The sequence below is a fragment of the Micromonospora sp. NPDC051543 genome (genome assembly GCF_044454415.1).
Classification (GTDB): domain Bacteria; phylum Actinomycetota; class Actinomycetes; order Mycobacteriales; family Micromonosporaceae; genus Micromonospora.
Genome location: NZ_JBITDT010000005.1, coordinates 237,870 through 254,910, shown reverse-complemented (window position 1 = coordinate 254,910; position 17,041 = coordinate 237,870). Strand labels below are relative to the sequence as shown.

Here is a 17,041-nt window from a genome sequence, read left to right as displayed (position 1 = left end):
TTTCGACAAAACTCCCCCCGTGCCGGGGCCCCACAAATCTCTCCGGGGGGGGGGTGGGGGGGGGGGGGGGGGGGGGGGGGGGGGGGGTGTTGACCCGGGGTATTCGCTGGGTGAATAGTGGGATGGGTGTCTACGCCGCATGTTCTGCTTGGGTTGCTGGCTGGGGGGAGTCGGCACGGGTACGAGCTCAAGCGTGCGCATGACCAGCGGCTGCCCCGGGCTCGGCCGTTGGCCTTCGGGCAGGTCTACGCGACCCTCGGTCGCCTCGAACGGGACGGGCTCGTCGCCACCGCCGGTCAGGACCGGGCCTCCGGGCCGGACCGCACGGCGTACGCGCTGACCGACGAAGGTCGCTCCACCCTGGACCGGTGGCTGTCCACGGTGGAGTCGCCTATGCCGTACGTGGCCAGCACGCTCTTCGCCAAGGTCGTCGTGGCGCTGCTGGTCGCCGACGTCGACCGGGCACGGTCGTACCTGGTCGCCCAGCGCGCCGCGCACACCGCGCGGCTGCGGGAGCTGACGGCGGTCAAGACCGACCCAGCCGCCACCCTCAACGACGTGGTCGCGGCCGACTTCGCGATCGCCCATCTCGACGCCGACCTGCGGTGGCTGCACACCACGCTGGGCCGGGTCGCCGACTGGCACCGGGAGGTGCACGCGTGACGCAACTCCAGGCTCGCGGCGTGGTTCGGGCGTACGGCCCGACGCCCGCCCTGCGAGGTGTGACGCTCGACGTGGCCGAGGGCGAGATCGTCGCCGTCACCGGACCGAGTGGCTGCGGCAAGTCGACCCTGCTGCACTGCCTGGCCGGGATCCTCCGGCCCGACGCGGGCGAGGTCACCTGGCGTGGCCACCGGCTCGACACCTGGTCGGAGGCTGCCCGGTCCCGGCTACGGCGTACCGAGTTCGGGGTGCTGTTCCAGTTCGGGCAGTTGGTGGCCGAGCTGACGGCGGCCGAGAACGTGGCGCTGCCCCTGCTCCTCGCCGGCACGGGGCGGCGAGAGGCGCGGACGGCCGCCCTCACCTGGCTGGAGCGGTTCGGGGTGGCCGACGTGGCCGATCTGCGACCCGGCGAGATGTCCGGCGGTCAGCAGCAGCGGTGTGCGACGGCGCGGGCTCTGGTCACCGAGCCGCGGGTGCTCTTCGCCGACGAGCCGACCGGCGCGCTCGACACGCTCACCGGCGAGCAGGTGCTCACCCAACTGGTCCGGCTCGCACGTGAGCAACGTACCTCCGTCGTGCTGGTCACCCACGAGCCGCGGATCGCCGCGTACGCCGATCGGGAGATCGTGCTGCGCGACGGCCTGATCGACCACACCGGCCTGGGGCTGGACGTGCCGTTGGCGGGCGGCGCACGGTGAGGCCGGCGACGCTGCTGCGGCTCGCGCTGGCCGGCAACCGGACCGACACGGCGCGCGTCGTGCTGACCGCGCTCAGTGCCCTGCTGGCGACGCTGGCCGGACTGGCGGCGCTCACCGTGCTCGCGATCCAGAAGCCGGCCGGCGACGCCTGGGCGGAGTCCGAGCAGTACCGCAACGCGCTGCTGCGTGAACCGGGACTGCGCGGCGGGACCGCGTTCGCGCTGCTGATGCTGACCGTGCCGGTGCTGGCACTTGCCGGCCAGTGCGCCCGGCTCGGCGCTCCCGCCCGGGACCGGCGACTCGCCGCGCTCCGGTTGGCCGGCGCGACCCCCGGTCAGGTCACCCGACTGGCGGTGCTGGAGACCGGCCTGGCCAGCCTGCTCGGCACCCTCGCCGGGCTGGGTGTCTACCTGCTCGGCCGCGACCTGCTGCACCGGCCCGACGACCGGGGCCGGCTGGCGCTGCCCACCGACGTGCTGCCGTCGACCGGCGCGCTGGCTGCGGTGGTGCTGGGCCTGCCGGTGGTCGCGGCGCTGGCCACTGCCCTGATGCTGCGTACGGTCACGACCACCCCGCTGGGCGTCAGTCGCAAAGCCGCACACCAGCGGGGGCCACGCCCCTGGGCGGGACTGCTGATCGGCCTGGGTCTGGCCGCCTTCGTCGCCGCCCGATCGATCGCGTACGGGTTCGACGACACGGAGTCGGGCTGGCTGCTGCCGCTGATCTTCCTGACGGGCGGTCTCACCGCGATGATCGGCGTGGTCCTCGGCGTCGGCTGGATCTCGTACACCTGCGGGCGTCTGCTGCGCCGACATGCCCGCGGCGCGGCGGCGCTCCTCGCGGCGGGCCGGCTGATGGCCGACCCGTGGGCGGGCAGTCGGACCTTCGCGGCGCTGCTGGCCGCCATGATCTTCGGTGCCGGGGCGGCGGCCCAGCGCGCCTACTTCGTCGCCCAGGACGCGCTGGAACGGGAGCAGAACCGCCTCGCCGGGGTGGACGACGGCGGCGCCAACCCGTTCTACCTGTCGACAATGGACCTGGTCGACGCCGCGGTGGCCGTCGCGGTGCTGATCGCGGCGGGCGGTCTGATCGTCGCGCTGGTCGAGGGAATCGTGGCCCGCCGACGCGCGTACGCGGCGCTGGTCGCCGCCGGCGTGCCCCGCGCGACGCTCAGCGGATCGGTGGCCTGGCAGGCGCTCACCCCCGCGGTGCCGGCGATCCTGCTGGCGCTCACCGTCGGAGCGCTGCTCGGCAGGGGACTCTTCCCCAGCATCACCACGAGCGCATCGTCGACGACGGTGTGCGACGCCACGGCGGCACTCTGCGACGACCCGGCCACCCGCGACCAGTACACCCACCTCGTGCAGACCGCTGCAACAGAGCGGACTGTCGCCGTACCCCTGGAGCACCTGGCGTGGCTCGGCGCCGGCGCCCTGGCGGCGGTCCTGGTGACGGTCGGTGTCGGCCTGCTCTTCCTGCGGGTGAGCACGGCGGTGGACGAGTTGCGGACGGCCTGAGCGGCCGTGCCGGCGGCGGACCGCCGGCACGGCCAGGCCGGACCACTCAGGCGCGGCCCAGGCGGTCCAGGATCCAGGCGTTGATGAACGCCTCCTCGCGCCAGGCGTCGTAACGACCGCTCGGGCCGCCGTGCCCGGCACCCATCTCGGTCTTGAGCAGGTAGTCGCCCTGCGGTGCGGTCGCCCGCAGCCGCGCGATCCACTTCGCCGGCTCGGAGTAGAGCACCCGAGTGTCGTTGAGGCTGGTCACCGCGAGGATCGCCGGGTAGTCCACCGCCGTGACGTTCTCGTACGGCGTGTACGACTTCATGTACGCGTACACCTCGGGGTCCTCGAGCGGGTTGCCCCACTCCTCCCACTCGGTGACGGTCAGCGGCAGCGACGGATCGAGGATCGAGGTGAGCGCGTCCACGAACGGCACCTGCGCCACGATCCCCGTGAAGGCGTCCGGGGCGAGGTTGGCGACCGCACCCATCAGCAGGCCGCCGGCCGACGCGCCCCGGGCCACCAGCCGGTCGCTGGCCGTCCAACCGGCCTTGACCAGGTGCCGGGCGCAGGCCACGAAGTCGGTGAAGGTGTTCTTCTTGGCCAGCATCTTGCCCTGGTCGTACCAGCGCCGGCCCAGCTCGCCGCCGCCCCGGGTGTGCGCCACGGCGAAGACCACGCCCCGGTCCAGCAGGGACAGTCGGGCCACCGAGAACCACGGGTCCATGCTGGCCTCGTACGAGCCGTAGCCGTACAGCTCGCAGGGCGCCGAGCCGTCCCGGGGTGTGCCGACCCGGCAGACCAGCGAGATCGGTACCCGGGTGCCGTCGTCGGCGAGCGCCCAGTCGCGGTGCTGCTCGTACTCGGCCGGGTCGTACGGTCGGCCGTCCGGCCCGGGCAGCACCGGCTTCTGCTTGCGCAGCACCATCTGCCGGGTGACCAGGTCGTAGTCGTACACCGAGTCGGGCGTGACCAGCGAGGAGTAGCGCAGCCGGACCTGCCCGGTGCGGTACTCCGGGTTGGCGTCCAGGCCCACGCTGTAGAGCGGCTCGGGGAAGTCGATGTCGTACCCGTCGTCGCTGCCGATCGGCAGCACCCGCAGGCCGGTGAGGCCGTCGGTGCGCAGCGACACCACCAGGTGGTTCGCGAACGCGTCGACCGCCTCCAGGCGGGTGCCCGGGGTGTGCTCGATCAGCGGCACCCAGTCGCCCGGGGTGTCCGCCGAGGTGAACGCCAGCGCGAAGTCCTCCGCGCCGTCGTTGTGCAGGATCAGGAAGCGGTGGCCGTGGTGCTCCACCGCGTACTCGACGCCTTGTCGCCGTGGCGCGATGACGGCCGGCGCGCCGGTCGGGTTGCCGGCCGGGATCACCAGAACCTCGCTGGTGATCTTGCTGTGGATGTCGATGAGGATGAACTTCTCCGACCGGGTCAGCTCGACGCCCACCCAGAACCGCTCGTCGTCCTCCTGGTGCACCACCACGTCGTCGGACGCGGCGGAGCCGATGGTGTGCCGCCAGACCCGGTTCGGCCGCCAGGCGTCGTCGACCGTCACGTAGAACAGCGCCGACGCGTCAGCCGACCAGGCGGTGCCGTAGAACGTGTCGGGCACCTCGTCGGGCAGCAGCTCGCCGGTGTTCAGGTCCTTCACGCGCAGCGCGAAGCGCTCGTCGCCGGAGAAGTCCGTCGAGTACGCCAGCCAGCGCCCGTCCGGGCTGACGTCGAACGCGCCCAGCGAGAAGAAGTCGTGCCCCTCGGCCAGCAGGTTGCCGTCGAGCAGCACCTCCTCGCCGTCGAGCGGGGCGCCGTCCGCGCTGACCGGCGGCTCGGACTCGCCGTCGCGGACCGCACGCCGGCAGTGCACCCCGTACTGCTGGCCCTCGATCGTGCGGGTGTAGTACCAGTACCCGCCCTTGCGGGTGGGCACCGACAGGTCCGTCTCGCGGGTCCGCTGGCGGGTCTCCTCGAACAGCTCCGCGCGCAGGGCGGCCAGGTGCGCGGTGCGCTCCTCGGTGTACGCGTTCTCGGCGGTCAGGTAGGCGATCGTCTCCGGGTCGTCCTTGGCGGCGAGCCAGGCGTACTCGTCGACGACGGTGTCGCCGTGGTGGGTGCGCTCGGTGGGCACCCGCTTCGCCGCGGGCGGGGCAGTCTCGGTGGTCACGGCGGCCACGTTACCGGCCGACTCACCCTCCGTGCCGGACCAGCGGCATCCCGAACATCCCCACCCGGTCTTTCGAACACATGTACGATGGCCGGCATGGCGGCAGCAGCGAGTTCCCTCGGCCGGTCCGGAGCCCTCGAGATCACCCGGCGATTGACCGCGATCTGCGGTCCGCCGTTCGCCCGACTCGCCGGCCCGGCCGACGAGGTGGCCGGGCGGCCCGCCCGCTGGGTTGCGGTGCCCGGCGGTCCGCACGCCGCGGCCGAGGTGCTGCGGCTGGCCGCCGTCCACGATCTGGCGGTGGTTCCCCGGGGCGCCGGCACGAAGATCGACTGGGGTGCCACCCCGACGCAGGTCGACATCCTGCTCGACACGGGTCGGCTGGCCGGCATCGGCCACGAGCCGGTGGGCGCCCCGGTGGTCGAGGTGGGCGCGGGCACTCCACTGCGGGCGGTGCAGGCGACCCTGGAACGCACCGGGCAGCGGCTCGCGATGGACACCCCCTCGCCCGGCGCGACCCTCGGCGGGGTACTCGCCGCCGGGGAGGCCGGTCCACTGCGGCACCGTCACGGCAGGCCGTGCGACCAGCTCGTCGGCGTCCGCTATCTGGCCGCCGACGGTGAGCTGGTCAGCGCCGGCGGCGGTGCCCCGGGGCTCGACCTGGCCCGGCTGCTGTGTGGTTCGCAGGGCGCGCTCGGCGTGCTGGTCTCGGCGAGCCTGCGGGTGCAGCCGGTGCCCGCCAGCCGGCTGTGGGTGTCCCGGCCGGTGTGGACCCCGCTGGAGGTCCACGAGCTGATCCGGTCGATCCTCGCCGCCCGCCTCGACCCGGCGGCCATCGAGCTGGACCTGCCCGGTGGCCTGCCCCGGCCGCGCAGCGTGTACCCGCCGGGCCATCCGTCCGCCACCGCCCGCGAGCGCCACCCGTCGATGTCCGGCCGGTCCGGGGCACCGTCCCGGGCGGGCAGCCTCGTCGTGCTGCTCGAAGGCGGCCCGGCCGAGGTGAACGAACGCGCCGAACGGCTGGTCGGCCTGCTGCACGGCGAGGCGACCGTGACCCACTCGGCACCGCCGTGGTGGCGTCGTTACCCCTTCGCGCCCGGCGACACCGCACTACGGCTGGAGGTGCCGATCAGCGATCTGCACGCCGCCGTGTACGCGCTGCGTGACGCGGCCGGCGCTCCCGTGCCGGTGCGGGGCTCGGCCGGTCTGGGCGTGGTGCACGCGGCCCTGCCCGGCGCGGTGCCACCCGACCGGGTCGCGTCCATCCTGGCCGCCGTCCGCGGGGTGCTGCTGGCCCGGCAGGGTCGCTGCGTGGTCGTCTCCGCCCCGGCCGCCGTCCGACAGGCCGTCGACCTGTGGGGCGAGTTGGCCGGCCTGGTCCAGCTCCGCGCCGCGAAAGAGCACCTCGACCCGGAGCGACGCCTCGCCCCCGGCCGCCTCCCCGGCGGCCTGTGAGGCCGCCCCGGTGCGGCCGTCGAGCCCACGCGTGGCGCTACGCCGGCCCGCTGAGCCTGCGCCGGTCAGACCGCGTCGTTGCGGAGCACCAGGACGGCGATGTCGTCCCGGGGTGGCTCGACCGAGAAGTTGATGGCGGCGGCGCGCAGGCGCGCGGCGACCACGTCGGCGGAGTAGCCGGCCAGCGGCGCGGCCGCGTCGCGCAGCCGGTCGGTGCCGAACAGCTCCCGACCGTGCCGCCGCTCGGTGACCCCGTCGGTATAGAAGATCAGCGAGTCGCCGGGGGTGAGCGTGATCTCCGTCGTCGGTGAGGTGATGGTGTCGAGCAGACCCAGCGCCGTGCCCCCGACACCGACGAACCGGGCACCACCCGCGCCGGCCAGCAGCACCGGCCGGTCGTGCCCGGCCAGGTGCAGCGACACGTCGAGGTGGTCGCCGTCGCCCGGCCCGACCGCGGCCAGGGCCAACGTGCAGTACCGGCCGCCGCCCCGCTCGACGAGCGTCTCGTTGAGCCGGGCCAGCGCCTCCGGCAACGGCTTGCCGTCACCCACCAGCACCCGGATCACGTCCCGGACGAGCCCGGTGACCGCCGCCGCCTGGACGCCCTTGCCCGACACGTCGCCGATCACCACGAGCCAGCGCCCGTCGGGCAGCGGCACCACGTCGTAGAAGTCGCCACCGACCTCGGCGTCGTCGCCGGTGGGCACGTACTCGGCGGCGAAGCCGATGCCCTCCACGACCGGCAGCACGGGCGGCAGCAGGGATTTCTGGAGCGTCTGCGCCACCCGTCGGCGCTCGGCGTGGATCCGGGCGTTCTCGATCGCCAGCGCGGCCCGCCGGGCCACGTCCTCCAGGACGGCCACCTCGTCCGGGTCGTGCCGGTGCCGTTGGTGCCGGCCCACCGCGAGAGTGCCGAGTCGCTGGCCGCGGGCGATCAGCGGAACCGCGAAGCCCTCCATCGGGCCGCCGAGCGGGATCTGCGCCGCACTCCGGGACGCCTCCCGCAGCCGGGCCTGGATGGAATCCGGGCCGGTCTCCGCCAGCACCCGGTGCAGTTGTGGCAGCACCGACTCGTCGGCGTGGCTGGTCGCGGCCAGCCGCAGCCGGCCCCACTCGTCGGTGGTGTGCACGGCGCACCACTGGCCGAGGCGGGGCACCACCAACTGCGGAATCAACGCCATGGTCAGCTCGACGTCCAGCGACTGGGCCAGCAGCTCGCTCGCCTCGGCGAGGAACGTCAGCCACGCCTGCCGGCGGACGTCCGCCCGGCGCAGCCGGTCGTTCTCCAGGTGCAGCGACAGCCGCTCCGCGGTGAGCACCGCCAACGGGCGGGCGTACGCCGATGGCGCGGCGTCCAGCTCCAACTCCCCGGCGTACGGGCGGTGCACGGTCAGCGGCACCCGGAGCAACTCGCTGTCGGGGCGGGGCTGCCGGCCGAAGCGTGCCAACAACTGTCGGCCCTGCCCGTCGCCCCGGTCCAGGCGGACGGCCCCACCGGCCGCGCCGACCATCTCGGCGACCCGGCTGAGCAGGCTGGCGGCGAAGTCGGGCAGCGGGTCGTCCGCGTACATGTCGGGGGCGGTCTGCATGAGTTCGCTCATCGCGCCCGCGCTCGGCGCCGAGCCGTCGCCGGCCCCGGGGCCGACGACCACCGACGTACCGCCGGCGCTGGCGCCGGCGCCCGGCTCGGTGCCGGGCCGGTCCAGGCGGAACCAGACGCCCTTGCCGGTCGGCAGGTACGTGGTGCCCCAGCGGCTGGCGAAGTGGTCGACGAGCAGCAGTCCGCGACCTCGCTCGGAGACCTCGTCGATCTCGGTCGTGTCGTTGCGGACGCCGACGCTCAGCTCGTCGTTGCCCGAGCTGGGCGCGAAGTCGGAGACGGTCACGGAGAGCCCGACACCGTCCGCCACGACCTCGATGTCCAGTTCGGTGCCGGCGTGCTCGACGGCATTGGTGGTCAGCTCGGTGGTGAGCAGCAGCGCCTCGTTGACCAGGTCGTCGAGGTGCGCCTCGGTGAGGACGGAGCGGACGACCGCGCGGGCGGCGGCGGGCGTACGGCGGTCGGCGGGCAGACGGACACGCCGGACGGCCCCGTTCCGGGCCCCGGCCGTCGCGGGCCCCGCCTCGGCTGACACCCCCGTATCCTCTACCGTCCCCCGGCCAGGTGCCAAGCCGATCCGTGATCGGCGGGGGCGGCGCGGCGTCACCCATGTGACGAGCGCCACTCGGCGACTTCTGTGTCGGGTTGGGTACCGCCGCGAGGATCCCGGGGGCCGCCGGGTTCGATCGGCGGGTCGCGCACCCTGGCACTACGGCCGACGCGGGCACAATATGGGGTGCCGGTGTGTCTGTACGGGCACGGACCCCCCCCAGGTGAGCGAGGCATCATGACCACGGCGAAGCAGTCGTACGCGGATCCGTCCGCGCCCGACCACGATGCGCTTCTCGGTGAGCTGACCGAGGCGCTGCGACGGGTTCGTCGCGGTGATCTGAAGGTCCGGCTGCCCCGCCGCGCCGGCGCGGCGGGTGAGGTGGCGGACGCCTTCAACGAGGTGGTCTCGCTCCAGGAGCGTCAGTACCTGGACCTGCGGCGGATCAGCCGGATCGTCGGTCGGGACGGCCGGCTCACCGAGCGGCTCGATGACGAGGGGCTGGATGGCTCCTGGGCGGAGGGGCAGCGGGCGATCAACTCGCTGATCGACGACCTGGGCCGGCCGACGACCGAGATCGCCCGCGTCATCGTGGCGGTCGCCGACGGCGACCTGTCCCAGCACATGGCGTTGGAGATCGACGGTCGGCCGCTGCGCGGTGAGTACCTGCGTATCGGGCGCACCGTGAACACGATGGTCGACCAGCTCTCGTCGTTCTCCAACGAGGTGACCCGGGTGGCCCGTGAGGTGGGCACCGAGGGCAAGCTGGGCGGCCAGGCCGACGTTCGCGGTGTCGCCGGCACGTGGAAGGACCTCACCGACTCGGTGAACACCATGGCGTCGAACCTGACGGGCCAGGTGCGGTCGATCTCGCAGGTGGCGACGGCGGTGGCCAAGGGCGACCTGTCGCAGAAGATCACGGTCAGCGCCCGTGGTGAGGTGGCCGAGCTGGCCGCCACGATGAACTACCTCACGGACACGCTGCGGCTCTTCGCCGAGCAGGTGACCCGGGTGGCCCGCGAGGTGGGCACCGAGGGCAAGTTGGGCGGCCAGGCCGAGGTGCCGAACGTCGCGGGCACCTGGAAGGACCTGACCGACAGCGTCAACTCGATGGCGTCGAACCTGACGGCCCAGGTCCGCAACATCGCCCAGGTCTCCACGGCGGTGGCGCGGGGTGACCTGTCGCAGAAGATCACGGTGGCGGCGCAGGGCGAGATCCTGGAGCTGAAGGACACCGTCAACACGATGGTGGACCAGTTGTCGTCGTTCGCCGACGAGGTCACGCGGGTGGCCCGCGAGGTGGGCATCGAGGGCAAGTTGGGCGGTCAGGCTCAGGTACGCGGCGTCTCGGGCACCTGGCGTGACCTCACCGAGAACGTCAACCAGTTGGCCGGCAACCTGACCAGCCAGGTCCGCAACATCTCCCAGGTCTCCACGGCCGTGGCGAAGGGCGACCTGAGCCAGAAGATCACCGTCGACGCGCAGGGCGAGATCCTGGAGCTGAAGAACACCGTCAACACGATGGTCGACCAGCTCTCGTCGTTCGCCGACGAGGTGACCCGGGTGGCCCGTGAGGTGGGCACCGAGGGCAACCTGGGCGGTCAGGCGCAGGTCAAGGGCGTCAGCGGTACGTGGCGGGACCTGACGGACAACGTGAACTCGATGGCGTCGAACCTGACCAGCCAGGTCCGCAACATCGCCTCGGTGACCACGGCGGTGGCGAAGGGCGACCTGAGCCAGAAGATCACGGTGGACGCGCGGGGCGAGATCCTGGAGCTGAAGTCGACGGTCAACACGATGGTGGACCAGCTGTCGTCGTTCGCTGACGAGGTGACCCGGGTGGCCCGCGAGGTGGGCACCGAGGGCAAGCTCGGCGGTCAGGCCCAGGTGCGTGGGGTCGCCGGCACCTGGCGCGACCTGACCGACAACGTGAACTCGATGGCGTCGAACCTGACGGCCCAGGTCCGCAACATCGCCCAGGTCTCGACGGCGGTGGCGAAGGGCGACCTGTCGCAGAAGATCACCGTGGACGCGCGGGGCGAGATCCTGGAGCTGAAGTCGACGGTCAACACGATGGTGGACCAGCTGTCGTCGTTCGCGGACGAGGTGACCCGGGTGGCCCGTGAGGTGGGCACCGAGGGCAAGCTCGGTGGTCAGGCGCAGGTCAAGGGCGTGTCCGGCACCTGGCGGGACCTGACGGACAACGTGAACTCGATGGCGTCGAACCTGACCAGCCAGGTCCGCAACATCGCCTCGGTGACCACGGCCGTGGCGAAGGGCGACCTGTCCCAGAAGATCACCGTGGACGCCCAGGGCGAGATCCTGGAGCTGAAGTCCACCGTCAACACGATGGTCGACCAGCTCTCGTCGTTCGCCGACGAGGTCACGCGGGTGGCCCGCGAGGTCGGCATCGAGGGCAAGTTGGGCGGTCAGGCGCAGGTCAAGGGCGTGTCTGGCACCTGGCGCGACCTCACCGAGAACGTCAACCAGCTCGCCTCCACGTTGACCACCCAGCTACGGGCCATCGCCCAGGTGTCCACCTCGGTTACCCGGGGCGACCTGACCCAGCGGATCGCCGTGAAGGCGCAGGGCGAGGTCGCCGAGCTGAAGGACAACATCAACCAGATGATCGTCACCCTCCGGGAGACGACCAAGAAGAACGCCGAGCAGGGCTGGCTGGACTCCAACCTGGCCCGCATCGGCGGCCTGTTGCAGGGTCAGCGCGACCTCGGCGAGGTCTGCCGCATGATCATGACCGAGGTGACGCCGCTGGTCGACGCGCAACTTGGCGCGTTCTTCCTGGCCGACGACACCGACGGCAGCATGCGGCTGCGGTTGACCTCGTCGTACGGCTATGTGGCGCGGGGGCACGACGTGACCTTCGGGCCGGGTGAGGGGCTGGTCGGGCAGACCGCCCTCTCGCGCCGGACGATCCGGGTCAGCGCCCCACCGAACAGCCGCCTCACGCTGCGCTCCGGTCTGGCCGAGACACCCCCGACCGACCTGGTGGTGCTCCCCGTGCTGTTCGAGGGGGAGTTGCTCGGGGTGATCGAGTTCGCCAGCGTGTCCGCCTTCTCCGAGCTGCACCTGTCGTTCCTGGAGCGGCTGGTGCTCACCATCGGCATCGCGGTCAACACCATCCAGGCCAACCGGCGTACGGAGGAGCTGCTGGCCCAGTCGCAGCGGCTGGCGCACGAGATGCAGGAGCAGTCGGCGGAGTTGCAGCGCACCAACGCCGAGCTGGAGGAGAAGGCCACCCTGCTCTCCGAGCAGAAGGGCAACATCGAGACCAAGAACCGGGAGATCGAGCTGGCCCGCCTCGGTCTGGAGGAGAAGGCGCAGCAGCTCACCCGGGCGTCGGCGTACAAGTCGGAGTTCCTGGCCAACATGAGCCACGAGCTGCGTACGCCGCTGAACTCGTTGCTGCTGCTGGCCCGCCTGCTCGCGGAGAACTCGGAGCAGAACCTCAGCCCGAAGCAGATCGAGTTCGCCCGGACGATCCACGGCTCCGGCTCCGACCTGCTGCGGCTGATCGACGACATCCTCGATCTGTCCAAGATCGAGGCGGGCCGGATGGACGTCGAGCCCACCGAGATTCGGTTCACCGAGCTGCGCGGCTTCGTCGAGCAGGCGTTCGCGCCGCAGGCCGAGGAGAAGAATCTCGACTTCCAGGTACGCGTCAGCAAGGATCTGCCGCCGGCACTGGTGACCGACGCGCAGCGGTTGCAGCAGATCCTGCGCAACCTGCTCTCCAACGCGGTGAAGTTCACCGACAACGGTGCGGTGACGTTGCGGATCGCTCCGGCCGCGCCGAACGCGGTGTTCGACGTGCCCGCGCTGACGAACGCCCAGCAGGTGATCGCCTTCACCGTGATCGACACCGGGATCGGCATCTCCGACGACAAGCTGTCGATCATCTTCGAGGCGTTCCAGCAGGCGGACGGCACGACCAGCCGCCGCTACGGCGGCACCGGTCTGGGTCTGTCGATCAGCCGGGACCTGGCGCGACTGATCGGTGGCACGATCACCGTCTCGTCAGCGCCCGGGCAGGGCTCGACGTTCACGTTGTTCGTACCCCAGGTCCTCGCCCCGGACGCGGTCGTCGCGCCGCAGTCGCCGTCGCCACAGCGCGCCGGGCTGCCGTCGTCGCTGCTCATGCCGCCGCTGGAGCTGTTGCCGGAGCGGCCGGAGGCGCCGGCCACCCGGCAGCTGGACGGGGCCACGGTGCTGATCGTGGACGACGACGTGCGCAACGTCTTCGCTCTGACCAGCGCGTTGGAGCTGCACGGCATGACCGTGCTGTACTCGGACAACGGGGCGGACGGCGTCCGCCTGCTGGCCGAGCATCCGGAGGTGGACATCGTGCTGATGGACGCGATGATGCCCGACCAGGACGGGTACGAGACGACCCGTCAGATCCGGCGTAACCACCGGTTCGCCGACCTCCCCGTCGTCTTCCTGACGGCGAAGGCGATGCCGGGCGACCGCGAGTCGGCGCTCGCGGCCGGAGGAAGCGACTACATCACCAAGCCGGTCGACCTCGACGACCTGATCGAGCTGATGTCGTCCTGGATCAGCGGCAGCCGCACCGAGGAGACTTCGTGACCCAGATGGCCAAGGCGCTGCTCGTGGACGACCGCCGGGAGAACCTGATGGCCCTGGAGGCGATCCTCCAGGGCCTGCCGGTCCAGTCGGTGGCCGTGGAGAGCGGCGAGGCGGCACTCAAGCAGTTGCTGGTGGACGACTTCGCGGTGATCCTGTTGGACGCGCAGATGCCGGACATGGACGGCTTCGAGACGGCCAGTCACATCAAGCGCCGGGAGCGCACCCGGCACGTGCCGATCATCTTTCTCACCGCCGCCGACCGGGACGCCCAGCTCGCGCTGCGGGGCTACCAGGTGGGTGCCGTGGACTACCTGACCAAGCCGTTCGATCCGTGGGTGCTGCGGGCCAAGGTGTCGGTCTTCGTCGAGCTGTGGGTGAAGACCCGGCAGTTGGCCGCCCAGTCGGACCTGGTGCGGGATCGCGACGCGCAGTGGCGGCGGCTCACCGACGCGGTGGACGAGGCCACCACCCTCCTTCGTTCCGACGATTCCGGGGCCCGGGACCGTGCGGTGGAGCTGTTGGAGCAGGCCCGCTGGGGCAGCTCAGCCTGACTCGCCCGGGCGCAGGTGGCCGGTCTGTGCCCGGCGGACGCGCCAGCGTTCGCCCAGTGAGTCGATCTCTTCCTGGACGAAGATGAAGAAGTCGCGCATCTCGGCCACCCGCTCACCGGCCGGCGTGTCCGGACCGCCGAGGGCGACCACACCGCTTTCAGACGCGTCGATGAATGTCTTGTAGAGCACGGTCTTGGTGATGGTCGCCTCGTACCAGGGGTTGTCCGGCATGCGATAGCGGTCCCGCCGGGACCGGGGGACCGGTTCGCGGATCAGGACGCCGAACTGGGTGAGGTAACGGACCGCGCCGCTGACCGCCGCCGCGCTGACTCCGAGCCGTTCGCCGATCTCGGCGGCCGTCAGCGGATCGTCCGCGCTCATCACCGTGAACAGCACCCGGGCGGCCATCCGGGGGAAGCCGACCTCGGCGAACGTGAGGGCCATCCGTTCGACGAAGAGGTGCACCGGGTCGTGGCCGTCGGCCGCTGCCATCTCTGCCCCTCCCGCGTGGTTCGTGGGCACCGATGGTGCCCCGCTCACACTGTCTTCACAACTTTGTGAAACGAGTGTAGCTTCCGATGCATGGAAACTCCGATTGAAGTGTCCGGCCTGGTCAAGACCTTCGGCCGCGTCCGGGCGCTCGACGGTCTGGACCTGAGCGTCCGCGCGGGCGAGGTGCACGGCTTCCTCGGGCCGAACGGCGCCGGCAAGTCGACGGCCATTCGGGCCCTCCTCGGTCTGCTGCGGACGGACGCGGGGGTCGTCCGCCTGCTCGGGGGCGATCCGTGGCGCGACGCGGTGGCCCTGCACCGCCGGCTGGCGTACGTGCCGGGCGACGTGACGCTCTGGCCCAACCTCTCCGGCGGCGAGGTCATCGACCTGCTCGGTCGGATGCGCGGCGGGCTCGACCCGGCCCGCCGAGCCGAACTGCTCGACTCCTTCGAGCTGGATCCCCGCAAGAAGGGCCGGACGTACTCCAAGGGCAACCGGCAGAAGGTCGGCCTGGTGGCCGCCCTCGCGTCGGACGCCGAACTCCTCATCCTGGACGAGCCGACGTCCGGCCTGGACCCCCTCATGGAGGAGGTCTTCCAGCGCTGGGTACGCCGGGCGAAGGCCGACGGTCGGACCGTGCTGCTCTCCAGCCACATCCTGGCCGAGGTGGAGGCGCTCTGCGACCGGGTGACGATCATCCGCAACGGGCGGGACGTGGAGACCGGCACCCTGAGCGAACTGCGGCACCTGCGGCGCACCTCGATCGAGGCCGAGCTGACCGGTCCGGTGGACGGGCTGGGTCAGCTCACCGGCGTACACGACCTGCGGGTGGACGGGCAGCGGGTGCGCTTCGACGTGGAGGACGCCGCGCTGGACAGCGCGCTCCGTCGACTCACCGAGATCGGCGTACGCAGCCTGGTCAGCCAACCGCCGACGCTGGAGGAGCTGTTCCTGCGGCACTACCAGGGCGAGCAGGTGCGTTCGTGAGCGCGAGGAGTGAGCCGGGTTTGCGAGCCCCGCAGCCGCGATCGCAAGGCAGCTCGACGAGCGCGTTCACCGGCACCCGACACCTGGTGCGCCTGATCCTGCGGCGGGACCGGATCGTGCTGCCCATCTGGATCCTTCCGCTGGCCGTGCTGCCGGCCAGCTACGCCGGCGCGTACAACGGCCTCTATCCGACCGCCGCCGAGCGGGCCGCCTACCTGGCCAGCACGGCGAGCAACCCGTCGATCGTCGCGCTGCTCGGGCCGGTGTACGGCGACAGCACCGGCGCGCTCACCGTCCAGCGGGCCGGGCTGTTCGCCCTGGTCGCCGCCCTGGCGAGCGTGCTGACGGTGGTACGGCACACCCGCACCGAGGAGGAGGCCGGCCGGCGGGAGTTGCTGGGCGCATCGGTCCTCGGCCGGTACGCCGGGCTGACCGCGGCGCTGTTGGTCACGTACGCCGCGAATCTGCTGCTCGGCCTGCTCATCGCCGGCGGCCTGGTCGCGGCGGGTCTACCCGGGGCCGGATCGCTGCTCTTCGGCGCCGGCGTGGCCCTGACCGGCATCGCCTTCGCCACGGTCGGCGGCCTTGCCGCGCAGCTCACCCAGAGCGCCGGCGGGGCGCGCGGCATCGGGCTGGGCGTGCTCGGGTTGGCGTTCGCGCTGCGCCTCGGCGGCGACGCCGGAGGTTCCGGTGGCAGCGGCGGACGTGCCGAATGGTTGAGCTGGATCTCCCCGCTCGGCTGGGCGCCCCGGGGGCGGGCCTTCGCCGGCGAGCGCTGGTGGGTGCTGCTGCTACCGGTGCTGTTCAGTGTGGCGGTGGCGCTCGTCGCGTACCCCGTCTCGGTGCGCCGGGACGTGGGTGCCGGCGTGCTGCCGCCCCGGCTCGGTCCGGCCACTGCGGGCGGCGCGCTGGCCGGACCGTTCGGCCTGGCGTGGCGGCTGCACCGAGGCCAGTTGCTCGGCTGGGCGGTCGGCTTCGGGCTGCTCGGTCTGGTGCTGGGTGGCGCGGCGGACGCGGCCGGCGACGCGGTGCAGGGCAACGAGCAGGTCGCCGAGCTGCTGGCCCGGCTGGGTGGGTCGTCGACGTTGGCCGAGGCGTACCTCGGCAGCACGTTGAGCCTGACCGCGCTGGCCGCCGCCGGGTACGGCATCCAGGCCGCGCTGCGGGCGCGGGCGGAGGAGACGGCCGGGCGGGCCGAACCGCTGCTCGCCACGGCGGTGAGCAGGGTCCGCTGGCTGGCGGCGCACCTGGTCTTCGCGTTGCTCGGCCCGGTGGTGGTGCTGGCCGTGACGGGGGCGGCGACGGGACTGTCGTACGGCCTCAGCGTCGGTGACGTCGGCGGCGAGGTGCCCCGGCTGCTCGGCGTGGGGCTGGCCCAGGTTCCGGCGGCGTGGGTCCTCGCGGGGCTGGCGGCGCTGCTGGTGGGGTGGCTGCCCCGGTTCTCGTGGGCGGCCTGGGCGGTGCTCGCCGGCTGCCTGCTGCTGGGTCAGATCGGCGCGATCCTGGAGCTGAGCCAGTGGGTCCTGGACATCTCCCCGTTCACCCACACCCCCCAGGTCCTGAACGACAACTGGACCCCGCTCCCCCTGCTGGCCCTAAGCGCAGCAGCAGCCACCCTGTTAACCCTGGCCCTGCGCGCCTTCCACTCCCGAGACATCCCCACCCCCTGAAGCGCGCGTTGATCAAGAGGTTTGCGTCACGGAAAGCACGATTTCTGACGCAAACCTCTTGATCAACAGGGTGGTCGAGGGGGGCCGGGGGGTGGGGGTCCGGGGGGTGG

11 protein-coding genes are annotated in these 17,041 nt (G+C 72.2%); 8 read left to right on the top strand and 3 right to left on the bottom strand.

Features of this window, described 5'->3' with window-relative positions:
• Positions 1–126: 126 nt before the first annotated feature.
• Genes ACIA3K_RS11270 through ACIA3K_RS11260 form a run of 3 tightly spaced genes read left to right on the top strand, consistent with a single transcriptional unit; the run spans position 127 to position 2,878 of the window.
• On the top strand, positions 127–663 hold the full coding sequence (locus tag ACIA3K_RS11270; protein ID WP_396800588.1) for a PadR family transcriptional regulator: 537 nt from the start codon (positions 127–129) through the stop codon (positions 661–663).
• Positions 660–1,361: an ABC transporter ATP-binding protein gene (locus ACIA3K_RS11265; protein ID WP_396800586.1), complete on the top strand. Its 702-nt coding sequence runs from the start codon at positions 660–662 to the stop codon at positions 1,359–1,361. Before ACIA3K_RS11270 ends, ACIA3K_RS11265 begins: the two co-directional genes overlap by 4 nt.
• Positions 1,358–2,878, top strand: coding sequence for an FtsX-like permease family protein (locus ACIA3K_RS11260; protein ID WP_396800584.1), 1,521 nt, complete (start codon positions 1,358–1,360; stop codon positions 2,876–2,878). Before ACIA3K_RS11265 ends, ACIA3K_RS11260 begins: the two co-directional genes overlap by 4 nt.
• Positions 2,879–2,924: 46 nt before the next feature.
• Here the strand turns inward: ACIA3K_RS11260 and ACIA3K_RS11255 are convergent, their stop codons facing one another.
• A complete protein-coding gene (locus ACIA3K_RS11255) occupies positions 2,925–5,021 on the bottom strand; it encodes a S9 family peptidase (RefSeq protein ID WP_396800582.1) in 2,097 nt (698 codons plus the stop codon).
• A gap of 96 nt (positions 5,022–5,117) precedes the next feature.
• Here ACIA3K_RS11255 and ACIA3K_RS11250 point away from each other — a divergent pair, with 96 nt between their 5' ends.
• Positions 5,118–6,476, top strand: coding sequence for an FAD-binding oxidoreductase (locus ACIA3K_RS11250; RefSeq protein WP_396800580.1), 1,359 nt, complete (start codon positions 5,118–5,120; stop codon positions 6,474–6,476).
• Positions 6,477–6,541: 65 nt separating this feature from the next.
• On the opposite strand, the gene ACIA3K_RS11245 is transcribed toward ACIA3K_RS11250, so the two are convergent.
• Entirely contained in the window at positions 6,542–8,611 is a 2,070-nt protein-coding gene (locus ACIA3K_RS11245; protein ID WP_396800578.1) for a SpoIIE family protein phosphatase, read from the bottom strand.
• Positions 8,612–8,863: 252 nt separating this feature from the next.
• On the opposite strand from ACIA3K_RS11245, the gene ACIA3K_RS11240 reads away from it, so the two are divergent.
• Together ACIA3K_RS11240 and ACIA3K_RS11235 are read left to right on the top strand one after the other, a co-directional pair.
• Entirely contained in the window at positions 8,864–13,231 is a 4,368-nt protein-coding gene (locus ACIA3K_RS11240) for a HAMP domain-containing protein (RefSeq protein ID WP_396800577.1), read from the top strand.
• Positions 13,228–13,782, top strand: a complete 555-nt coding sequence (locus ACIA3K_RS11235; protein ID WP_396800576.1) for a two-component system response regulator — start codon at positions 13,228–13,230, stop codon at positions 13,780–13,782. The genes ACIA3K_RS11240 and ACIA3K_RS11235 overlap by 4 nt, the downstream gene beginning before the upstream one ends.
• Here ACIA3K_RS11235 and ACIA3K_RS11230 read toward each other — a convergent pair.
• On the bottom strand, positions 13,774–14,274 hold the full coding sequence (locus ACIA3K_RS11230) for a GbsR/MarR family transcriptional regulator (RefSeq protein WP_396800574.1): 501 nt from the start codon (positions 14,272–14,274) through the stop codon (positions 13,774–13,776). The genes ACIA3K_RS11235 and ACIA3K_RS11230 overlap by 9 nt on opposite strands.
• 90 nt (positions 14,275–14,364) lie before the next feature.
• Here ACIA3K_RS11230 and ACIA3K_RS11225 point away from each other — a divergent pair, with 90 nt between their 5' ends.
• Positions 14,365–15,261: an ATP-binding cassette domain-containing protein gene (locus tag ACIA3K_RS11225; protein WP_396800572.1), complete on the top strand. Its 897-nt coding sequence runs from the start codon at positions 14,365–14,367 to the stop codon at positions 15,259–15,261.
• A complete protein-coding gene (locus ACIA3K_RS11220; protein WP_396800570.1) occupies positions 15,258–16,931 on the top strand; it encodes an ABC transporter permease in 1,674 nt (557 codons plus the stop codon). Before ACIA3K_RS11225 ends, ACIA3K_RS11220 begins: the two co-directional genes overlap by 4 nt.
• Positions 16,932–17,041: the final 110 nt, after the last annotated feature.